The sequence below is a fragment of the Bradyrhizobium sp. USDA 4473 genome, from assembly GCF_054063335.1.
This window is the reverse complement of record NZ_JBSSGE010000001.1, coordinates 7,983,233-8,003,644: the sequence shown is the minus strand read 5'-3', so window position 1 is coordinate 8,003,644 and position 20,412 is coordinate 7,983,233. Positions and strand designations below refer to the sequence as shown.

The following is a 20,412-nucleotide window of genomic DNA, read 5'->3' as shown; positions in this document are numbered from 1 at the left end:
CTCATCGCCTCGCCAGCAGGCCCTGCGGCCGCAGCGCCAGCACCAGCACCATGATCAGGAAGGTGACGACGATGGCGTAGGTCGGGATGTAGACCGAGCCGAGCTGCTCGGCGAGACCGATGATGACGGCGCCGAGCGCGGCGCCTGGGATCGAGCCCATGCCGCCGACGATCACGACCACGAGCGAGGCGAGCAGGAAGCGGGTGTCCTCGCCCGGCGACAGCGACTGGAAGGTGCCGCCGACGACGCCGGCGATGCCGGCAAGCCCCGCGCCGAGCGCGAACACCAGCACGAACACCAGCTGGATCCGCACCCCGGTCGCGGCCAGGATGTCGCGGTCGTCGACCCCGGCGCGCACGATCATGCCGATCCGCGTCCGATTCAGCGCCAGCCACATCGCGATCCCGATCGCGACGGAGGCCAGGAAGATCACCAGCCGCACCAGCGGGTATTGCAGATAGACCGGCTCGCCGGATGATTTGATCGCGGTGAGCAGCGGCAGTTGTACCGGGCCGATCAGCCAGCTCGGGGTCTGGACCTGGTAGAAGTCGCCGCCGAACACCCACAGCATCAGGTCGGCGAACACGATCGAGAGCCCGATCGTCACCATGGTCTGCGCGGAGGTCCTGGCCCTCCATGCGGCGGAACACGACGAGCTGCAGGATCACGCCGACCAGCGCCACCGCGATGAAGGCGACGATGAAGGAGAGGATCCAGGAGCCGGTCCAGGTGCTGACCGCATAGCCGATATAGCCGCCGAACAGGTAGAGCGAGCCGTGCGCGAGGTTGACGTTGCGCATCAGGCCGAAGATCAGCGTGAAGCCGCTTGCGACCAGGAAATACAGCCCGCCGAGCGTGATGCCGTTCAGCACGGCATTGAGGAACACGCGCTTGCGGCCGATCGCGGCTTCCAGCCCCGGCGGCCAGATCGCGAACACCAGCCACGCGAGCACCGCGACCGCGATGATCACGATCAGCGCCCAGGCCGGATGGCGTTCGATGAACCTGGCCATCTCCGTCGCGTTCCCTCAACTGGTCGCGACCGTCTGCCGGGCCGCGTGTCCGATATCCTATCGAGGGCGAAGGCTGCGGATTTGATCGAGAGTATCTTTTATCGTGTGTCTGGAACTCCTTTCATGGCCGCAACACCTTGGCGGCGCGGCGATAGTCGGTCGGGGCCATGCCGACATTGGCGGCGAAGAAGCGGGTGAAGCCGCTCTGCGAGGAGAAGCCGAGATCGAAGCCGATATCGGCGATCGGCGCCTCGGTCGCGACCAGCGCATCCAGCGCCTGCTCCATGATCAGCGTGTTCATGTAGAGGTGAGGGGTGACGCCGGTCTGCGTCCGGAACAGCCGATAGAAATGCGGCCGCGACAGCCCCGCCTCGCGCGCGATCGCGTCGAGCTCGATTTCGGCGCCCGGGCTTTCCGACATCAGCTTGATCGATTTGCGGACCCGGAAGTCGGTCACCGCGGCCGCGGCGGGCGCGCCCTCGGTCGCCTGCCAGCTCTCCTCGTAGCAGGAATCGATCAGCTGCCTGAGCTCGCAATCCAGGCTGCGCAGCGATGGCGCGCCGCACACCAGCGCTGCGGTGCGGCGGATCAGCCGGTCGAGCGCCTCGGTGCGCGGAAAGAAGGTGCGGCCGAACCGCATGGCCTGCGCGTTCGCCCCCTGCGGCGCGAACCATTCGGCATTGACATAGAGCACGAAGAAGATCGCGCCATGGTCCATGTCGGTCGGCAGGAAATTGTGCGGTTCCCACGGGTTGACCGCGACCACGGTGTCGTCCTTGAGCAGCAGCCGCTGCTCGGCGACGTCGATCTGCGCCGGCGTGCCGCCGACATGAAAGATCAAGTGCCCTTCGCGGTGCGCATGCACGTTGAAGGGACGGTTCAACTGATAGACCGTCGCGCGACCGAACCGGCCGTGGAAGACGGCAAGCGCCCTGCTCATGCCTCCCCTCCCGCGGGATGTTCTTGTCTTTTCGACAAGCGTTCATCATCCGCCCGCGGAAAGCAAGGGCGAGCAGGGCTCTCGATGCAACCGCGCGCCCCGGTCACGGCTGGCTTGCTCGCACCTGCAACAAATACGTCAGTACTTCTTGCACTCCGGAACTGTGCGGCTCGGCAGGCCGATCTTGGCGAACACGGCCGGATCGTAGCCCAGCGTCTGGTTGACGTTCGGGATCACCTTCACGACCTTGGAGAACAGCGCGCCCTTGCCGTCATCGACCACCTCGGTGACGAAATTGGTGCCGATCGCTTGGCGGTTGGCATCGAGCTTGATCTTGCCGTTCGGCGCATCGATCTCGATCTTGGCCAGCGCGTCCTTCAGCTTGGCCTGGTTGTTGGAGAGATCGCCATTGACCTGTCGCAGCGCCAGGATCAGCGCCATGGTCGAGCCGTAATAGTTGGTGGCGAGGAGCGACGGGCTCGGGAAGCGTTTGCTCTCCGGGAACGAGTCCTGGTAGGCCTTCACGAATTTCTGCCAGTTCGGATCCTCCCAGGTATCGGCCTGGCCGCTGGCGGCGATGGTGCCGATCAGCGCGTTCTTGGCGCTGCCCTTTGACGACAGGATGGTCTGGTCGATCATGATCGAGCCGCCCATCAGATGCGCCTTGCCGCCGGCCTGCTGATACTGGTTGAGGAAGTTGACGGCGTCGGCGCCGCCGAGGCCGAGATAGATCGCATCGACATCGTCGGGCAGCGCCGCGATGACGGAAGCAAAATCCTTGGTGCCGAGCGGCACCCATTGCCGGTTGGTAACCTGGCCGCCGGCGGCGCAGAACTCCAGCACCAGGCCGAACACCTGGGTGTAGATGAAGGAGTAGTCCTCGCCGACGGTCGCGATCTTGCGATAGCCCTTGGTCTCATAGGCGTATTTGCCGAGGCCGACCTGCCATTGCGCGCCGTCCATGTTGTAGCGGAAGAAGTTCGGCGCCGGATCGACATAGGTCGTCTCCTGCGCGCCGGAGGCGGCGTTGACGAAGGTCAGTTCGGGGTGGGTTTTTGCAAAATTCTTCACCGCGATGCCTTCGTCGCCGGACAGCGGCGACAGCAGAATCTGCACCTTGTCCTGCTCGATCAGCTTGCGCACCGCGCGCACCGCGGAGTCCGGCGTCGCGTCGGTCGAGGCGACGACGAAGTCGAGCTCCTTGTCGCCGATCTTCTTGCCGAGCACGTTGAGCGCGGTCTGGAAGCCGCGCATGCCGTCCTCGCCGAGCACCGTATAGGTGCCCTCGAGCGTGGCGGTGACGCCGACCTTGATCTTCTCCTGGGCGAACGCCGTGCCCGAAAGCAACAGGCTGCTCAACGCAATCAGTCCCAAACTGCCCTTCAACATCGCTTCCTCCCTCTGTGTTGTCGCCGGAATCCACCTGGCCTTGCATTTGGGGTGCGAAGGCCGATCGGCGTCCGGTTGTTGGCGGCAAAGCTAGCCGAAGGCGGGCGCGGCGCGGATGTCGTCGCTGCCATGTGGCTTAACGGGCAGTCTCATTTTGATTGTTGCGCCGCAGCGCGGTTCGCGGCGCAATGTCGCGGTGGCGTGTTCGGTCTTGTTCGGTGTCATCACCCGCGAAAGCGGGTGATCCAGTATTTCAGGGGCAGTTGTTGTTGAGCCGATGGGCCGCGGCGTACTGGATCGCCCGGTCCCGTCTACGCCAAGGCTTCGACGAGGCAAGCAGTCCGTGGCGCGCCGAAGCTTTAGCGGAGGCGGCGAGCCGGGCGACGACAGTTGAGGATAAGGACGCAGCTTCGCATTCTCGCGACATGATTGCCCGAGCTTTGATCGTCGTTTCGCCGCTCTACAATCAGAGGGCGCAGGGAAAGCCGGGTGCCGATCGCACCCATGGGTCCCGCGTAATAAAAAACGCGGGAGGTAGGACCACAGGTGTAACCGGAAACATCCCGGCTTTCCCTGCGCGATGGTTTTACGGCTTATACGTGCTCGCCCCGGTGAGACTGGGCTTGTTTGTCACCGTCCTTCGCGAGAACGCTTGCGCGTTCCGCTAGGAGACACCTGCCGCTAGGGCGTCAGGTCTGCACGACTTCGCCGTCCGCCGCATTGTGCACGTCGTCAGTGCGCAAGCAGCGGCCACCGCATCTCACCGCAACACTCCTGACGATGCGCAGCGCCCCTCGATCGGGTGAGACGGGTGTATTGAACATCTGAGTTGGGTGGCTTGTCAAGACAAATTCGGAAAAAACGAAGAGACGGGATCGTGCGGTATATGTGTCGTACTCGCAACGTCACCAGAGTTTCGTCGATCGGTGGGCCCGTTCGCGCTTCACAGCCTGGCAAATTCCCGGTCTAATCATGGCGGACCTGAGATGCTGTTTTTATCGCAGAGACGTTCATTTGAGACCAGGTTCAAGAGGTCGCTGACCAGCGCCAGCGGCCTCTTCGTGCTGCATCATTGATTGCGAAGGGCTGTCCGATGCCGATGCAGGTATGGGCCGTTGCGGCATCGATCGGTTGGACGGCCGTGGTGGGCGTGACGCTGCTCTACATTATCTTCGGGCCTGGCTAGCGCCAGGAGGGCGCGCCTTACTTCGCGCTTGCTTACTTCAGCGCTTGCCTACTTCAGCGCTTGCCTACTTAGGCGCTTGCAGTCCTTTCGACGCGGCCCAGTCGTCCAGATGCGAGGCCGTATCGGCCCGCCGCGCCTTCTTCAGAAGCGCGTCACGTTCTGCGCCGGGAGAGAGCTTCGCCGCTTCCGCGCGCGCCGCTTCGGCGAACGCGGCGAGCCGTTGCTGAAGGGATTCTGTCTGCGTAAACCGCCGTCGTTTCATGTTTTGAACTCCCTGTGGAGTGGGCGGGAGCGCAACCGGCGTTCTCATCACCGATAGAAGCCAGGGTTGTGCGGTGATGGAACCATTATGGCGGGTCACCATGGAAAGGTATGTCCAATAGTGAACACAGCGCGACGGTTCCTCGTCGGTTAGTTTCTGAACCGATCGTACCCGAAGACGCATTTCGCCCGGAAGATCGTGCCACGCTCGTCTCTGACGCTCACTGAAAGCTCGCGGTCCGATTTGGCGCCAACAGCGGCCAGCGTGTCTCTTGCGAAATCGGCGAGGACAAGCGCTGCCTCTTCCTGCGCCTCCATGACGTTGCGCAGGTCTATCCCTTCCTGGTCCAGGGAAGCTGCCTCATCGTCTCGAAAATCGAAATAGTACCGGGGCATGAACCATAAACAGGTGATGTCGCGTACCGTTCCAATCGAAGTCAGGCTGGTGCCGAGACGTCGCGCCGACATCGCCGCCGCTACGGCATGTGGTGGCCGGCCGCCTGACCGCCGTCGACGTGCAGCACTTCGCCGGTGACGAACCCCGCGCCGTCGAGATAAAGCACCGCGTCGACGACGTCGGATATCTCGCCCATGCGGCCGACCGGGTGCAGCGCGGCCAGCGCCGGATGCGCCTCGCTCGGGTGCATCGGGGTCTTGATGATCCCGGGCGACACCGCGTTGACGCGAATGCCGCTGCTTGCATATTCGATGGCGAGCGCGCGGGTCGCAGCGTTCAAACCGCCCTTGGTGAGGGAGGCGAGGGCGGCCGGCACACTGCTCATCGGCTGGTCGACCAGGCTTGTCGTGATCGTGACGACATGGCCGTGGCCCTGCTTGCTCATCAGCTCCAGCGCACGCTGGGTCATGTGGAAGAAGCCGGTCATGTTGGTCGAGATGTACCCGGCGTAGTCGTCCTGCGAGTAGGCCGTGAACGGCTTGGCCAGGAAGATGCCGGCGTTGTTGACCAGCGTGTCGACGCGGCCGAAACGATCCAGCGCCACTCTGAACACCTGCTCCGCGGTCTGGGGTGCGCCGACGTCGCCTGGCACGGCAACGAGATCCGCATCGGTGCCCGGCTTGATCGAGCGCGATGTTGCGACGACCCGGCAGCCTCGATCCCTGAAGGCTTGTACCAGACCCGCGCCGATCCCCTGCGATGCACCGGTGATGACCGCGACTTTGCGCTCCGTGCTCATGATCGCACTCCCTCCAAAGTTTCAGGCTACGCCGCGCCGCTCGCCGCGAGCGGGCTGTAGTCGTTGTTCCTGAACATCGTATGCAGTTGCCGGCGGCGGATGCCGAGATTGCCGCCGTCGAAGATCGGCAGCGCCAGCGCGTCCTGGAGCAGGCGGCCGAACGGGGCTTCGTGGTCATAGCTGTCGATGCCGACCACCCGCATCAGCTCGGTGATGACACGCACGGCGGACTCCGAGCCGAAGATCTTGGCCTGCACCGACAGCTCCTCTGCGGCCGGCGACTGGGTGTCGAGAGCATGGCAGGCGCGCCAGCTGAGCGTGCGCGCCGCCTCGATCGTGGTCTTGGCATCGGCGAGCGCGTATCCGACCGCCTGATGCTCGATGATCGGGTGAACGCCGCCGCGCTTTTCGCTGCGGGCAAAATCAAGTGCAAACGAAAAGGCCGCGCGCATCAGCGCGACGCCGAAGATCCCGACCAGCGCCGCGGTGCCGGTGAACGCGGCTGCGGTCAGCGCGAGACCTGCACCCTGCTGGCCGAGCAGATTGTGCTGCGGCGTCGTGACATTGTTGAGCCCGAACTGCGGGACCAGATGCGCCCGATGCCCGATACTGTCGATCGCGCGTTCGAACACCAGCCCGCTCACCGGTCCCTGCACGGCAATGATCGAGATCGCGGCGTCCGGCGCGGCTGCCGGATCGGTCCGGCACACGATGGTCAAGAGATCGGCGCCCTCGCGATTCCAGCCGGTGGCCGAGGACACCCATTTCTTGCGGCCGTTGATCAGCCAGTTGGCGCCCTCGCGCCGCGCCGTGGTGCGGACGCCCTCGCCGGGCGGCGGCGAGGCGGCGTTGGCGCTGCCGCCGGGCTCGCTGGAGCAGAATGCGGCCAGCGGCGCGCCGCTGGTCTTCAGGAACGGGGCCAGCAGCCGCTGGGATTGCTCCGGCGTGCCGCCGAGCAGCAGCGGCAGCAGGCCGAGCACGCTGCCGAGCATGGTGAGCGTCACGCTCGGGTTCACGCTGTAGAATTCTTCGGCGAGGATCGCCATGTCAATCATGCCGGCATTGTCGCCGCCGGCCGGCGCCGGAATGCACTTGCGCAAATAGCCGGCCGCCACCATCGCCTCGTAGGTCGGTTTGGTCGCGAGAAACCGCTGCTCCGGCGTTGCCAGCAACTCGGCCGACCTGGCCTCGGCCAGCACCTCCCGGGCGAATTTGCGGGAGGTGAGTTGCAGCTCGCGCTGCTGCGCCGTGAGCGTGAAATCGATCGCCATGCCAATGCCCTCCGTGTCGGCAACTTGGGCAATGGCTATCGTGGTGAGGTCGGGAAATCTTGGACCGCAGCGCCAGATTTCTTGGCGCGGAGTGAACCGGAGTGATGTGGCAGAGCTGCTGCGCGGCAACACGGATCGGTTGGTGCCTGTCGGAACAGACGTCTTTCCATAGCCAGGGATGTCGCGTAATTTTGCGGCGAGCTACCGAGACGAGAGTGCCGAAGCCCCGTTTGGACGAACCGGTAGCGCGCATGCCGTCGGCAGGCATCGGCAGCCTTTCAGCAGGCCTCGCTTTTTCTGGTCTGACGCAGCTTTATTTTAGGGAGATTGGCCATGAGAGCTCTATTTGCGAGCGCAGGTTTGGCGCTGTCGTTGGCTTTGGCGGCACCGGGTGCCAGTGCTCAGGAGGCGCCCGAATGGATGAAGCAGACACTTCCTGACCAGGCATTCAAGGCGCACTGGGACGAACAGCAGGCCGTGATGAATCCAACCGGTGCCTTGGATGGGAAAACCAAGCACCTCATTGGCCTCGCTGTGGCGGCACAGATTCCGTGTGAATATTGCGTCAACGGTCACACCAAAGCGGCAAAAGCCGCTGGTGCGACCGATGACCAAATCAAGGAGGCCATTGCGACCGCCGCGCTCGTCCGTTTCAACAGCACGATGCTGAATGGCTCGGACGGCGGCCGCGAGTGGTCTTCGCGGAAATAGGCTTGGTGCTGTAGGGAGTGAACCTACGAGCCTTCCAGGTCGCGAGATTCGCATCAAAATTTCGGATGCGCGCGGCGATGCATCGAGTACGTTCGTCGCGCTTCAGTGCGCGGCGGCGCGGCGGAATTCGCGCGGCGCGAGGCCGTTGCAGCGCTTGAACAGCCGGTTGAAATGCGAGATGTCGCGGAAGCCTGCGGCAAAGGCGATCTCGGCAATGGTCTTGCGGGCAGAGCTGCGGTCGAGCAGGGCACGCGTGCAGGCGGCGATCCGCTGCTCGTTGACGTGTTCGCCGACGGAGCGGCCGGTGGCTGCAAACAGGCGATGCACGTAGCGCTCGGAGCAGCGGAATTTTCTCGCCAGCGCGAGTGCGCCGAGCTCGGGGTCGTCGCTGTGGCGGGCGATATGGTCGAGCATGACAGACAGCAGCACCGGCACATGCACGCGCTCGGCCGATAGATCGGCGAGGATATCGGGGGCGTGCGCGATCAGCTCGGCGATGTGCGTGCCGAGCATCGCCGAGGTTGTCGCGGGTTGGCGGCCGCTCAGGCAGAGCTCGGCATAGCTCGCCAGCGTCCGCGACAGCGCGCGGCCGGTTTCGGTCGCGGACAGGCCGAGCCGGGGGCGATCGAACAGCGCCTCCGGCAACAGGCGCCGCGGCACCGCAAAGCAGAACAGCTCGAAGTGATACCGGTGCGCGATCTCGAACGGCTGCGTCGTATCGGCAACCGCAAGATCGCCGGGGGCAGAGATCTGCTCATGGCCGCGCTGCGAGGTGCGCCCCAGGCCTTCGAGCTGGAGGTTGACGAAGCAGACGTCGTCGCTGCTCGCAGCGATATGCGAGGCGAGCCGGTGCACGATGTGTCCGCTCGCCGTGACCCGCGATATCTGCAGCGGCGCGGCATCGACCTTGCAGATCGCGCCCGCAAAGGATTCTTCGGCAATCCTGCGCGGCTCCAGTCGCACGAAGGCGGCCGCGAGGTCGTCTGCCCAGCTGCCGAAGGGCTGATCCGGACGGACCGGCCTGGTCGACCATTCCATGTGCGCCTCGAACAGATCGTCACTGCGAAGGGCCCAGCCGGCGAAAGATATCGCCGGCCAAACCGGCGGTCAAATGCCGCCGGTGGTCTGATCCCCCTGCAATGAATGGCGCGTGCATGCCGGGAACGGCGACGTCACTTCGTGGTGTAGCCGCCGTTGACCGGGATGGTCTGGCCGGCCGCGCATCCACAACTAGGGCAATCGCATATGACCCTTCGGCGGCTGCGGAGGTAACTTGGCCTCGTGGTTCGAGACGCGCCGCAAGCGGCGCTCCTCACCATGAGGGTCTACTATTGTGCAGCAAAACAAGCCGTCGTCCTGAGAGGATGTGAAGCTTTGTCCTCATCCACTGTTGTCGTCGCCCGGCTCGACCGGGCGACCCAGTACGCCGCGACTTATCGGCTCAAGCACAGCCGTCTCTGGAATACTGGATCACCCGCATGCGCGGGTGATGACGCTGAGCAAGCCAATTCCGTCACCCTGTGAGGAGCCCGCCAGAGGCGGGCGTCTCGAAGGATGGCCGCAGGATGCTTCTCGGCAGCTCTGTCCGCACTGCCAGCATTTGTCGCGGCGGCCGCAAGTGTTTGCCGATTGGCTCACCGCGCTGCTGAAAGAGAAACTGCTCGCTGCAAGCGAGGGCGCGTACTCAAACCGGGATGTCAGCTTTCTATGGGCAAAGCGGACCCGCGCCCCCGAGCCTGGCGCTGTCGGCTTTTGATCCGGACCTCGCGATCCCCCCGCGCACGCGGGAAACGGATTTATGAGTACACGCCCCAGAACCTCTGCATGATGCCGGCGCAGGAGCCGCGGCGCATCATCGCTCGCTGTTAGCGGCGGGTCGGGATTGTCCTCGTTGCGCGCTTGCGCTCGACCTTGGGCTGAAAGAACAGGCGGGGTGCCACCGAGACCAGTCCGATGGTCATTCCGAGGAATGCCAGGAACGTATCGAGGTAATTGAACTCCATTTCAGTTGTCTCCATTCGTCTTGCACCGGGCTCGGCTTGATATTTGGCCCGGTGCAATGCGTTCGATGAGCTAGATATGGTGCGGTGCAAGGCTCGGTACAATGGTAAATATTGCTCTCGGAGCAATACTCTCAATGCTCCGCATCCAGACAGCAGGCCTTACTAGTCCTACTGCGTCACAAGCGCTGTTTCGGCCGATCCCGAGAGGCCGTGAACGAATCTGGCCGTCATTGCGAGCCAACGGGTCGCGCGAATGCGCGCCCGATGACAGGCTCCGCGAAGCAATCCATCGGCCCGCAAACGCGGTTGGATGGATTGCTTCGTCGCTTCAGCGCAAAATTGCTTTGCAATTTTGTCGCGAGCTCCTCGCAATGACGGCGGAGGCAGGATTATGACGCAGTAAGGCTAGAACTTCTGCGTGATGCCGGCGTAGAAGCCGCGGCGCGGGCCGTATTGCGGGGCGAACACGCCGATGCCGGAGCCGTCGCGGATCTGGTAGACGGTGTCGAACAGATTGACGACGTCGAAGCGCAGCGTGGTCGGCTTGTTCGGCGCGACGATGGTGAAGTCGTGCGAGACGCCGAGATTGACCTGCGTATAGGCCGGCACCGTGCCGGTGTTGGCGAAGCCGTCGCGCAGGCCCGAGCCGTAGATCATCGAGGCGCTGAACTTGGTGTCGTGCCATTGATACCAGCCGCCGACCGATGCGGTCAGCGTCTGGGCGTGGTCGGTGTTGACGTAATTGTTGGCGATATAGGCGAGCTCGTCCGGATCGAACAGATATTGGTTCGACACGACCTGGGTGGCGACTTGCCGTGCGATTGCGACATTGCCGTAGAGATGCAGATTGTCGTGGTCGTAGCGCGCTTTCAGCTCGACGCCTTCATTGGTGCCCTTGGCATAGTTGAAGGCGGTCAGGACATAGGCCTGGCCGAACTGACCGTCGTCGAGCAGGTCGGTCGCGATCTTGTAATAGGCGTCCATGCCGACCTCGAGGCCGGGGATCGCAGCAACTTTTTGCGTGACGCCGATGTCGAACACGTGCGAGCGCTCCGGTAGCACCGGATCATTGGCGGTGACGCCCGGTTGCGCCGTGGTGTTCTGCACCAGCGCGAGGTTGGTCGGCGCCGCCAGCACCTGCTCGGGCGGCGTGAAGTTGCGCGCATAGCCGGCATGGAAGGTTGTGCCATCGAAAGGCTTCCAGGTCAGGCTGATCCTGGGGCTCAGCTGGTTGGCATCGACATATTGCCACATCTGGTCGAAGCGCAGGCCCGCGTTGAGCGTCAGCTGGTTGGTGATCTTCCACTCGTCGGCGATGTAGGTGGAGAACAGGTATCCGGTCTTGGCGCTGGAATCGAACACCGAGAGCGGCGCATCGATCGGATTGCCGGAATCGTCGAGCGGCAGCACGGTCGAGCCGTTGTTGACCAGCGTGCGTTCGGCGCTGAACGACATGCCGAATTTCAGCGTGTGCGCGAAGCCGAGCCGGTAGGACGTGTCCTCCTGGATGCCGTTGACGAAGCTCTGGCGATAGACGTCGGAGGCGACGCCGTTGAAGACGAGGTCGCCGACCGGGTCGGGCATGAAGTGCAGCTGGCTGTAGCGGTTGAAATAGGCGACCTGGTAGTCGAAGCCGTCGCCGGATTTTTGATAGGCCACGACGTTGAACTGGTTGAACTCCCGCTGCCGCTCGTTGAGCAGTGCGGAATCGAAGTTGGAGACGCCGTAGGCGGTGAAGGCCGGCGGCTGCCCGGGATTGTTGGGGATCTGATAGTTGCCGTTGGAGACGCCGCCGATATAGGTCAGCCGGCTGGTCGAGTCGATCGCGGTCGAGACATAGGCAAAGCCTTTCTCCTGATCGGTGCGGTCGTGGATGGCGCTGTAGGCCGGCGTCGGGTTCTCGATGCCGACGTCGCTGCCGAAATAGCGGCCGGAGACGTAGTACTGCGTCTGTCCGACCGTGCCGCCATAGTCGACGCTGGTGGTGAAATTGCCGTGGCTGCCGCCATAGACGCTCACGCTGCCGGAATTGTTGAAGGCGTCGGTCTTGGTCTGGATGTCGAGCACGCCGGCGGTGCGCAGGCCGTATTGCGCGGGCAGCGCGCCGGTGATGAGCGCCATGCTGCCGACGATCCCGGTGTCGATGATCTGGCCGAAGGCGCCGACGCCGTCCGGCAGCATGATTCCGTTGATGCGGTATTGCAGGTTGGCGTGCTCGTTGCGGACATGCAGTTCGCCGCTGGCGGCCGAATCCTGCGATACGCCCGGCGCCTGCAGCAGCGCCTTGTCGAGCGTGGTGTTGGTGCCCTGCGGCAGTGACTGAAGGAACTGCTGGCTCATCTGATAGCTGCCGGCGCCGGTCGGCGCGAGCAGCGCGGCGCGCGCCTGGTCGAGCCGTTCGTTCTGGCCTGCGATGGCCTGCGCCTGGGTCTGCTCTGGAGATTCCGGCGTCGCCGAGACCGTGCCGGCTCGTCGCGCGCGGTGGCCGCCGCCGGCAGCTACGCGGGTGTTCGGCTTTTTTGGCCCTGATGGCGCGTTGTGGTGCTGCGGCGCCGTCACCGTGATGTCGGGCAGGGTGGTGGTCGGCGCCGTCGTCTGCGCGAATGCGGTGCCATTGATCCCGCAGGCGATCAGCGAAGCCGCACCGGCGGCCGCGTGTCGTCGGATAGTGCCTGACATATTGGTTCCCGATCTCATGAGGCCGCGATCCGATCCGTCCGAACAGGACGCGGTCGAGCCCGCCGTCGCTTTACGACGGCCCAATTCCGATTGATCAAACGCCAGCCGATCCATGGCCGCGTTCGACGTTCAGTCGTGCGGGGAATTCAGGCGACCGGAGGCGCGCGCGGCTGATAGTGGTGCCGGCCGATCTCGACCGGGGCCGCATAATTGTCGATCTGCCAACAGAGCAGACCGGCAGCATTCGGCAGTTGCAGCGGCGGCAATGCCGGTGCCGGTACGGCCGAATTGACCATCGCCACGACGGCGCAGATCGCGCAAAGATCCGCGGCCTGGTCGGAATCCGGATTCGAAGCTGGTGCGTTGCGCGAGGCGCGCTCGACATGCGCCGCGAACGACGTCGGCGCCAGCGCCGCTGCAATGGCGTGGAAATGCCCGAACGACAGCACGAACTGGATCGACAGCGCCAGCAGCGCGAGCCGAGCCCCATGCCTGATGTTCGAACGAAACCACTTCATGTCGACGCCATTCCCGCGTCGGGAGGTCACAAGACCTACGGATGGCAGCTGCGACGCGGTGTCGCACAGTTTCGAAAACGTGCTGGGCTGTCAATCCGCATTGCTGGGCGAGGTGATCAATTTCCAGGCGATCGGACGATTTTGCCACATCGCGGCCGGCACGGGACGCCGGTCCCCGACAGCAATGTTTCCGCGAGCGATCGCTCCATGGCGAGGGGCGCCAGCACTAGTCTGTTGCGTCCTGCTGGAGGTCGTGCGCTGGCATTCTCGACCTCAGAAGGGTATGATCGACAACCACATGACGGTAAGCTGATGTCCGCTTTCGTAAGCAAACTTGGCCTCGCAATTCCACTATTGGTGCTGTGCCTCGGCGGCCAGCAGGCCCATGCGCAGGCCGGCCCGGTGCGCTACTGGACGCCGGGCTCGCTGTTCGGCTTCGGCGGCAGCCTGGCGGACGGCCAGAAGGCGGACACCTACGGCAATTTTCCGGGTTTTGACGCGACCAGCGCGCAGGGCGGCGCCGCGTATCTGAACGGGCGGCCGGACGGCTGGTTCGTCGGCAGCGAAGGCGGTCGTGCCGGCTGGAGCGCGCTCGGCCAATCGGCGGCGTTCGGTTCGCTGGACTATCAGGGCGCGCAGGTCGGCTACAATTTCAAGGGTGTCGGCAACACGCCCGTGACCTTCTTCGCCGGCTTCGACAGCCTGAAATACAATCCGCCCGGCGCCGGCGGACCGGCGGCGCCGTTCAGCGGCAATCCCGGCGTCAACGCCGGCTATTCGGCGCGGGCGGGTGTCGAGTTCCGCCCGACCTCGAATGTCACCCTGTCGCTTGGGGCCAGCTTCACCCAGCAGGGGGCGGAGCGGATGGACAGCGACATTCATTCGCAATTGTTGCCCGGCCAGTCGGTCCTGTTCGGCGGCCGCTAGCTTCAAGCCTAGAACTTCGCCCTGATGCCGGCATAGGCGGCGAGCGGCATGCCGGGCACGAACGTGCGGGGATCGCTGAGCTGGGCCATCAGGTTGGTGACGCCGCGCGTCGTGCTGGCGAAGCCGCCGGTCTCGTAGAACGCGCCGCTCAGATAATAACGCTGGTTGAAAACGTTGTTGATCAGACCGAACACCTCGATGTTCGGGGTGATCTGATACGAGGTGTGCAGATTGACGACGGAATAGGCCGGGATCTTCGGGCTCTGGTTGGTGTCGTCATGGATGATCCACTGGCTGCCGACGACGTTGACGTCGGCGCCGACCTTCCACGCATCGGTGACGTTGTAGTCGACACCGGCCTTGACGCGGTGCGCGGGAATGCCCGGGATCTGGTCGCCCGGCTTGACGTTGACATAGGAGACATCCGAATTGTTCGGATCGGTTACCGCGTTCGGATTGTTCGGCGAGAACAGCGTGATCGCGCTTTGATAGGTCGCGTTGACATAGGTGTAGCTGGCGTAGGCGTTCCAGCGATTGACGCGGTAGTCGAGCTTGGCCTCGATGCCCTGCCGCAAGGTCTGCCCGGCATTCTGGAAGAAGCCGAAATTGTTGACGCCGAGCGGGCTCGCCACCTGGATGATGTCGTCGTCGGACAAGGTGCGGAACGCGCCCAGCCCCCAGCTCAGCATGCCGGTTCTGGCGTCGCGGCCCCAGCTGCCGCGCAGGCCGGCCTCGACGGTATGCGACACCACCTGCTTGAGCGGCGGATCGGCCACCAGGAAGCTGTCGATCATGCAGGGATGGTTGGGATCGGAGCAGCCGAGCTCGAGCGGCGTCGGTGCGCGGTTGGCTTCCGAATAGCCGGCATAGGCGGTGAGGTTCGGCGTGATTTTGTAGGTGCCGCCGATCACCGGGTTGAAGCGCTGGAAGTGGTTGCTGCTGTTGAGCAGGTCGTTGGTCCCGGTCTGGTCCTGCAGATCGATCTGGGCGAAGTTGAACCGTCCGCCGGCGGTGATCGAGAATTTGTCGGTCACGTCGAAGGTGTTGGTGAGATAGACGCCGGCATAGGTGTTGCTGGCGTGCAGGTCGACCGGGCTGAGGCCGGCGTCGGGCTGGTTGATGAAGATGCCGGTGCCGGTCACGAACAGGTTCTGGTCGACCGTGCCCAATTCGCTGCTGGCATTGAACTTGGTGAAGCCGTGGTCGACGCTGACGCCCATCACCACGTGGTTGTCGTGGCCGAACAGCTGGTCGGTGTTGGTGAGCTGCGCCGTGCCGCCGAAGCTCTTGGTGTCGACCCGGTTGCGGTCGAGCTCGCCAAGGAAGACAGTGCCGAGCGTATTGGGGACCGGCGGACCGCCGACCGGACCGTAGATCGGGTCATTGTCGTTGTTGCCGTCGATGCACAGGTTGCGCCCCCTGTTGCATCCTTCGACGTCGGTGCCGTTGCCGTCGACATGGGACTGCCAGAAGCCGCGGAAATAGGCGTTGCCCTGGAACGACCAGGTGTCCGAAATCGTATGGTTCAGCGTCGCGTTGACGAAGGCGAGCTGCAGCAGTGTCGATTGCGGCCAGGTGTAGACGCTCGACCAGCGCTGGTTGAGCATCTCGACCGGCGTCGCCGCGACATTGCCGAGCAGATTGTCGGCGCCGGTGAAGTTGATGTGGAATTCGGTCTGGTCGTTACGCGCGCCGATGTCGACATACATGCGGTTGACGTGCGAGGAATTGGCATAGTCGCGCCAGCCGCGGTCATAGGCGGATTCGAATGCTGCATAGGCCGAGATGTTGTCCTTCTGGCCGCCGGCCTGCACGCTGCCCTGCACGCGGCCGTAGGAGCCGCCGAACGTTTCAGCCTCGATACCTTGATAGGTAAAGCCGTTCTTCATCTGAATGCTGAGCGCGCCGCCGATTGCGTTGAGGCCGAACACCGGGTTGTTGGGAACCAGCGAAACCTGGTCGATGGCCTTCTCCGGGATGAAGTCCCAGTTGACCACGTCGCCCCAGGACTCGTTGATGCGCACACCGTTCTGATAGACCGCGATGCCCTGCGGCGTGCCCTGCACCGGCGAGGCGGTGAAGCCGCGATAGTCGAGACTGCGCTGAAACGGATTGCCGGTCTGATCGGTGAGCGTGACGCCGGGCAGCTTGCGGTTCACCGAGTCCAAAAAGTTGGTCGAATAGTTGCGGCTGAAATCCGCCGAGGTCAGCACTTCGGTGTTGGACGGGATCTTGTCGCGGTCGAGCAGGCTGGAGTCGCGGTCGGAGGGGCCGGGCATTCCGGTGCTGCCTTCCGGCGCCGCCGCGGTCTGCGCCGGCGCGGCGCGGATTCGCGCGGTTCGCGATGTCCGCGCCACCGGCCGAGACGCGGGCTTGATGCTGCGGGTGCCTGACAACGGCGAGGTGGCGATCACGGTGACGGGCGGCAGCTCGGTTGCGGCCGGCGCGGCCGCCGTTTGGGCGTGCAGGATCGTTGGCGGCGCGACTGCAAGGACGGCCAGCACGGCTGCCGTTCCGCCGGTATGAGATGAAGACAACAAATATCGTGTTGCCGTACGCAACAACGTACCAGCCATGACGCTCCGCCCCTAAACCTTCGGTTCGCAGTTGTCCCCGTCGAACCCTGCATCTGAAGACTGCGGGAGCGGCACAGGCTTGGCAAACAAGATTTGTCCCGAGCGTCCGGGATTGTTTTCAGCAGCTGTCGGGAAGATTTCCAGCTTCGCGATCGGGAAAAATTCCCGCTCGCCGGCCTCAGAACTTCGCCCTGATGCCGGCGTAAGCCGCGAGCGGCATGCCGGGTACGAAGGTGCGGGGATCGCTCAGTTGCGCCATCAGGTTCGGAGCCGAGCCGGCACTGGCAAAGCCGCCGGTCTGATAGAACGCGCCGCTCAGATAATAGTGCTGGTTGAACACGTTGTTGATCAGGCCGAACACCTCGATGTTCGGCGTGATCTGATACGAGGTGTGCAGATTGACGACCGAGTAGGCCGGCACCTTCGGACTCTGGTTGGTGTCATCATGGATGATCCACTGGCTGCCGACGACGTTGACGTCGGCGCCGAGCTTCCATGCATCGGTCACGTTGTAGTCGACGCCGGCCTTGAAGCGGTGTGCTGGAATGCCCGGGATGTGGTCACCCGGATTGACGTTGACAAATTCCGCGCCGGCGTCGTTGGTCAGGGCGTTCGGATTGTTCGGCGAGGACAGCGTGATCGCGCTTCGGTAGGTCGCGTCGACATAGGTGTAGTTGGCGTAGGCGTTCCAGCGATCGATGCGATAGTCGAGCTTGGCCTCGATGCCTCGCCGCAAGGTCTGCCCGGCATTCTGGAAGAAGCCGAAATTGTTGACGCCGAGCGGGCTTGCCACTTCGATGATGTCGTCGTCCGACAGAGTCCGGAAGACACCCAGTCCCCAGCTCAGCATGCCGGTCCTGGCATCGCGGCCCCAGCTGCCGCGCAGGCCGGCCTCGACGGTGTGCGCGACCACCTGCTTGAGCGGCGGGTCGGATACCAGGAAGCTGTCGATCATGCAGGGGTGGTTGGGATCGGAGCAGCCGAGCTCCAGCGGTGTCGGCGCGCGGTTGGCTTCCGAATAGCCGGCATAGGCGGTGAGGTTCGGCGTGATCTTGTAGGTGCCGCCGATCACCGGATTGAATCGCTGAAAGCTGTTGCTGCTGGTGAGCAGCGGATTGGTCCCGGTCTGGTCCTGCAAATCGATCTGAGCAAAGTTGAACCGCCCACCCGCAGTGACCGAGAATTTGTTCGTCACGTCGAAAGTGTCGGTGAGATAGACGCCGGCATAGGTGTTGGTGGCGCGCAGATCGACCGGGCTCAGGCCGGCGTCGGGCTGGTTGATGAAGACGCCGGTGCCGGTCACGAACAGGTTGCTGGGATCGATCGTTGCGAGTTCGCTGGCCGCCGTGAATTTTGTGTTGCCGTGGTCGACGCTAACGCCCATCACGACGTGGTTGTCGTGTCCGAACAGCCTGTCGGAGTTGGTGAGCTGCGCTGTGCCGCCGAAGCTGTTGGTGGCAGCCCGGTTGCGGTCGAGTTCACCGAGGAAAGCGTCGCCCAGCGTGTTCGGAACGGACGGGCCTCCCGCGGAGCCAAAAATCGGAAGGCCGTCGCCGATGCACAGGCTGGCCCCCCCTTCGCACGATTGCACATTGGTGCCGTTGCCGTCGATATGCGACTGCCGGAAGCCGCGGAAATAGGCGTTGCCCTGGAACGACCAGGTGTCCGAGAAATTATGGCTCAGCGTCGCGTTGACGAAGGCGAGCTGCAGCAACGTCGATTGCGGCCAGGTGTAGACGCTCGACCAGCGCTGGTTGAGCATCTGAATCGGCGTTGCCACGACATTGCCGAGCAGGTTGTCGGCGCCGCTGAAGTTGACGTGGAATTCGGTCTGGTCGTTGCGAGCGCCGATGTCGACATACATCCGATTGACGTGCGAGGAGTTGGCATGGTCGCGCCAGCCGCGGTCATAGGCGGATTCGAACGCGGCGTAGGCCGAGACGTTGTCCTTCTGGCCGCCGGCCTGCACGCTACCCTGCACGCGGCCGTAGGAGCCGCCGAACGCCTCGGCTTCTGCACCCTGATAGGTGAAGCCGTTCTTCATCTGGATGCTGAGCGCGCCGCCGATCGCGTTGAGGCCGAACACCGGGTTGTTGGGAAACAATGCGACGCTGTCGATGGCCTTCTCCGGGATGAAGTCCCAGTTGACCACGTCGCCCCAGGATTCGTTGATGCGGACGCCGTTCTGATAGACCGCAATGCCCTGGGGCGTTCCCTGCACCGGCGAGGCGACGAAGCCGCGGTAGTCGAGATTGCGCTGGAACGGATTGCCGGTCTGGTCGGTGAGCGTGACGCCGGGCAGCTTGCGGTTCACCGAATCCAGGAAGTTGGTCGAATAGTTGCGACTGAAGTCCGCCGAGGTCAGCACCTCGGTGTTGGACGGAACCTTGTCGCGATCGATCAGGCTGGAGTCGCGGTCGGAGGGGCCGGGGACCCCGGCCCCGCCTTCCGGTGCGGCTGCGGTTTGAACCGGCGCGGCGCGCGTCCGCGCGGTCCGTGTGGGGCGCGCCGCCGGCCGGGAGGCGGGCTTGATGCTGCGCGTGCCGGACAGGGGCGAGGGGGCAATGACGTTGACCGGCGGCAGCTCGGCAGGGGCGGGGGCCTGGGCATGCGCGATCGTCAGCGGCGCTACGGCCCCGATGGCGGTGAGTATGGCCGCAGCGCCGCGCGCGGCGGCCGACTCGGATAAAAATCGTGTTGCCGTACGCAACACCGTACCAGCCATGACGCCCACCCCATGGTCGCGGTTCGCTTTTATCCCCGACGAACCTTTGCGACCCTTGGCTTTCAGACTGCGGGAGCGCTGTGGCTTTGGCAAACAAGATCAGTCCCGAGCGGGCGGGATTCTTTCCCGGTTCGATCGGGAAAAATTCCCGATGCTCGGCGCCGTGAGGCGTCATGGGCCGCTGATCAGGGGATTCCAGTGACGTTTCGCCGGTTGCTGCCCAAGAGGTAGGCATTCCCACCTCTTGGGCAGCGGTATCATGTCAGTCCTTGAACTCGCAGCCGAGCCGCTGCAGGGCCTCGTCGACCCAGCGGCGGTCGCTGGTGCCTGCGAGAATCTGCTGGATCGCCTTCTCCTCAGTCGCCTTCTTGGCCTCGGTCAGCTTGCAGATCGCCTCGACGTCGTCATAGGGCACGCAGAGCACGCCGTCGTCGTCGGCCACGATCAGGTCGCCGGGCTCGACGATCATGCCGTCGATCGAGATCGCGCAATTGATCTCGCCCGGGCCGTCCTTGTAGGGGCCGCGATGGGCGACGCCGGCGGCGAACACCGGGAACGAGCCGGTACGGATCGCGCCGGCATCGCGGATCGAGCCGTCGATCACGAAACCCGCGACGCCCTTCTTCTCGGCCAGCGTCGACATGATCTCGCCGATGATGGCGTTGACCAGCACGCCGCCGGCATCGACCACGATCACGTCGCCCGGTTGCGCCAGGTCGATCGCCTTGTGCACCATCAGATTGTCGCCGGGCCGGGTCTTCACGGTCAGCGCCGGGCCGCCGAGCCAGCCGCCCTTGTGCATCGGCCGCAGCCGGTTGGTGCCCGCGATCCGCGACATCGAATCGCTGATATTGGCGACCGGAAGCCGGCGGTAGCGCGCGACCAGGTCGGGCGAGACTTTCCGCTTCGCCTTGTGAATTGCAAATCCTATGGCCATCGGTTTTCTCCGGGAGATTGATTGCTTGAAGTCGGTTCTCGGTCTTGCTGCTTGGTTAGACCCTCATGGTGAGGAGCGCG

15 protein-coding genes and 1 pseudogene are annotated in these 20,412 nt (G+C 64.1%); 2 read left to right on the top strand and 14 right to left on the bottom strand.

The genetic code is table 11. The features are described 5' to 3' along the window. Nucleotide 1: 1 nt before the first annotated feature. The 7 genes and pseudogenes from ACVW17_RS37485 to ACVW17_RS37455 all read right to left on the bottom strand — a co-directional run bounded on the left by ACVW17_RS37485 (nt 2) and on the right by ACVW17_RS37455 (nt 7,256). Nucleotides 2–1,013: pseudogene (locus ACVW17_RS37485) on the bottom strand (branched-chain amino acid ABC transporter permease). Nucleotides 1,014–1,134: 121 nt separating this feature from the next. After that, nucleotides 1,135–1,953, bottom strand: a complete 819-nt coding sequence (locus ACVW17_RS37480; RefSeq protein WP_456749794.1) for a helix-turn-helix transcriptional regulator — start codon at nt 1,951–1,953, stop codon at nt 1,135–1,137. A gap of 138 nt (nt 1,954–2,091) precedes the next feature. Then, nucleotides 2,092–3,342, bottom strand: coding sequence for an ABC transporter substrate-binding protein (locus tag ACVW17_RS37475; RefSeq protein ID WP_456749793.1), 1,251 nt, complete (start codon nt 3,340–3,342; stop codon nt 2,092–2,094). A gap of 1,250 nt (nt 3,343–4,592) precedes the next feature. Beyond that, the gene (locus ACVW17_RS37470; protein ID WP_456749792.1) at nt 4,593–4,790 is read right to left on the bottom strand and encodes a hypothetical protein; all 198 of its coding nucleotides are present in this window, start codon (nt 4,788–4,790) and stop codon (nt 4,593–4,595) included. 149 nt (nt 4,791–4,939) lie between these two features. Further along, nucleotides 4,940–5,257 (bottom strand): DUF6894 family protein, encoded by a 318-nt coding sequence (locus ACVW17_RS37465; RefSeq protein ID WP_456798859.1) that lies wholly within the window; start codon nt 5,255–5,257, stop codon nt 4,940–4,942. 8 nt (nt 5,258–5,265) lie between these two features. Then, nucleotides 5,266–5,985 carry an SDR family NAD(P)-dependent oxidoreductase gene (locus ACVW17_RS37460; protein WP_456798858.1) on the bottom strand — a complete coding sequence of 240 codons (720 nt, stop codon included), beginning with the start codon at nt 5,983–5,985 and terminating at the stop codon, nt 5,266–5,268. A 26-nt stretch (nt 5,986–6,011) separates the two neighbouring features. Then, complete coding sequence (locus ACVW17_RS37455) at nt 6,012–7,256, bottom strand: acyl-CoA dehydrogenase family protein (protein WP_456798857.1); 1,245 nt, start codon at nt 7,254–7,256, stop codon at nt 6,012–6,014. Nucleotides 7,257–7,589: 333 nt separating this feature from the next. Here ACVW17_RS37455 and ACVW17_RS37450 point away from each other — a divergent pair, with 333 nt between their 5' ends. Beyond that, nucleotides 7,590–7,967: a carboxymuconolactone decarboxylase family protein gene (locus tag ACVW17_RS37450; RefSeq protein ID WP_456749788.1), complete on the top strand. Its 378-nt coding sequence runs from the start codon at nt 7,590–7,592 to the stop codon at nt 7,965–7,967. Nucleotides 7,968–8,069: 102 nt separating this feature from the next. On the opposite strand, the gene ACVW17_RS37445 is transcribed toward ACVW17_RS37450, so the two are convergent. The 4 genes from ACVW17_RS37445 to ACVW17_RS37430 all read right to left on the bottom strand — a co-directional run bounded on the left by ACVW17_RS37445 (nt 8,070) and on the right by ACVW17_RS37430 (nt 13,167). Beyond that, entirely contained in the window at nt 8,070–9,005 is a 936-nt protein-coding gene (locus ACVW17_RS37445; RefSeq protein ID WP_456749787.1) for a helix-turn-helix domain-containing protein, read from the bottom strand. Nucleotides 9,006–9,832: 827 nt separating this feature from the next. Then, nucleotides 9,833–9,970 carry a hypothetical protein gene (locus ACVW17_RS37440; protein ID WP_456749786.1) on the bottom strand — a complete coding sequence of 46 codons (138 nt, stop codon included), beginning with the start codon at nt 9,968–9,970 and terminating at the stop codon, nt 9,833–9,835. Nucleotides 9,971–10,375: 405 nt separating this feature from the next. Further along, a complete protein-coding gene (locus ACVW17_RS37435; protein WP_456798856.1) occupies nt 10,376–12,649 on the bottom strand; it encodes a TonB-dependent receptor in 2,274 nt (757 codons plus the stop codon). 146 nt (nt 12,650–12,795) lie between these two features. Further along, on the bottom strand, nt 12,796–13,167 hold the full coding sequence (locus tag ACVW17_RS37430) for a DUF2946 family protein (protein WP_456749784.1): 372 nt from the start codon (nt 13,165–13,167) through the stop codon (nt 12,796–12,798). A gap of 312 nt (nt 13,168–13,479) precedes the next feature. Between ACVW17_RS37430 and ACVW17_RS37425 the strand changes: the two genes are divergently transcribed. Further along, nucleotides 13,480–14,094, top strand: coding sequence for a hypothetical protein (locus ACVW17_RS37425; protein ID WP_456749783.1), 615 nt, complete (start codon nt 13,480–13,482; stop codon nt 14,092–14,094). 8 nt (nt 14,095–14,102) lie between these two features. On the opposite strand, the gene ACVW17_RS37420 is transcribed toward ACVW17_RS37425, so the two are convergent. The 3 genes from ACVW17_RS37420 to ACVW17_RS37410 all read right to left on the bottom strand — a co-directional run bounded on the left by ACVW17_RS37420 (nt 14,103) and on the right by ACVW17_RS37410 (nt 20,332). Next, nucleotides 14,103–16,598, bottom strand: coding sequence for a TonB-dependent receptor (locus ACVW17_RS37420; protein ID WP_456749782.1), 2,496 nt, complete (start codon nt 16,596–16,598; stop codon nt 14,103–14,105). A 250-nt stretch (nt 16,599–16,848) separates the two neighbouring features. Further along, the gene (locus ACVW17_RS37415; protein ID WP_456749781.1) at nt 16,849–19,395 is read right to left on the bottom strand and encodes a TonB-dependent receptor domain-containing protein; all 2,547 of its coding nucleotides are present in this window, start codon (nt 19,393–19,395) and stop codon (nt 16,849–16,851) included. A gap of 262 nt (nt 19,396–19,657) precedes the next feature. Further along, the gene (locus ACVW17_RS37410; protein WP_456749780.1) at nt 19,658–20,332 is read right to left on the bottom strand and encodes an RraA family protein; all 675 of its coding nucleotides are present in this window, start codon (nt 20,330–20,332) and stop codon (nt 19,658–19,660) included. Nucleotides 20,333–20,412: the final 80 nt, after the last annotated feature.